Genomic DNA, 1,006 nt, shown 5'->3' with positions numbered 1-1,006 from the left:
CAGCGTGAAGAACACGATCTTCAGCGCCTTGGTGTTGAGCCCGATGCTGCGGGCGTGGTTCTCGTCGAAGAACGTCACCATCAGGTCTTTCCAGAGCACCGCGAGGATGGCCAGCGAAACCGCCGCGATGATCGCGACCTGGACCACGTCTTCATCCGAGATCGCCAGGATGTTGCCGAGCACGATGGTCTGGATGCTGACCGAGGTCGGCCAGATCGATGCCATCAGCAGGCCGAGCGCAAACAATGTCGTGAACACCAGGCCGATGACGGCGTCCTCGCGCAAGCGCGAATTCAGCTTGACGAACTGCATGCCGCCGGCGGCCAGGATCCCCGCAAAGAAGGCACCGACCGCAAAGGGCGCGCCGACGATATAGGCCGCGGCGACGCCGGGCACGATGGAGTGCGCCAGCGCGTCGCCCATCAGCGACCAGCCCTTGAGCATCAGATAGGCCGACAGGAAGGCGCAGACGCCGCCGACCAGCGCGCTCACCCACATCGCCTTCAGCATGTAGTTATAGCTGAAGGGGACCAGCAATTCGGCGAAGAATGGCTCCATCACTCGCGCTTCGTGTTGTTGAGAGAATTGGCTCCGTCACCATAGAATACCACCGGTCGCTCGTCGTCGGTGAGCACCGTGACGCGCCGGGTGTCGGCATCGTCGTGCAGCGCGGGACCGCCGAGCTGGAAGTTGCGCAGCACGCCGCCGAAGGCGCGCTCGAGATTTCCTTGCGTGAAGACTTGCGCCGTCGGACCGGATGCCAGCACCGTGCGGTTGATGAGAACGACCTGGTCGCAGAACTCCGGCACGCTGCCGAGATTGTGGGTCGAAACCAGCATCAGGTGGCCGGCGGCGCGCAATTCGCGCAGCAGGCTGATGCTCGCGGCCTCGGTCTTGACGTCGATGCCCGTAAAAGGCTCGTCGAGCAGGATGATGCGGCCCTCCTGCGCCAGCGAGCGCGCCAGGAAGACGCGCTTCTTCTGGCCGCCGCTCAACTCGCCGATCT

2 protein-coding genes are annotated in these 1,006 nt (G+C 64.0%); both read right to left on the bottom strand.

Going from position 1 to position 1,006, the window contains the following annotated elements; all coding sequences use genetic code 11:
• Positions 1-558, bottom strand: a 558-nt coding sequence (locus Q7U29_RS09415) for a metal ABC transporter permease (protein ID WP_304740707.1), incomplete at its 3' end; no start/stop codon positions are given.
• Positions 558-1,006: ATP-binding cassette domain-containing protein (locus tag Q7U29_RS09410; protein WP_304740706.1), on the bottom strand; the 449-nt coding region annotated here is incomplete at its 5' end. The genes Q7U29_RS09410 and Q7U29_RS09415, both read right to left, overlap by 1 nt.

Origin of the sequence: Bradyrhizobium sp. (genome assembly GCF_030654605.1) — a bacterium.
Taxonomy (GTDB): domain Bacteria; phylum Pseudomonadota; class Alphaproteobacteria; order Rhizobiales; family Xanthobacteraceae; genus Bradyrhizobium.
This window is presented reverse-complemented; position numbering and strand designations above follow the sequence as displayed.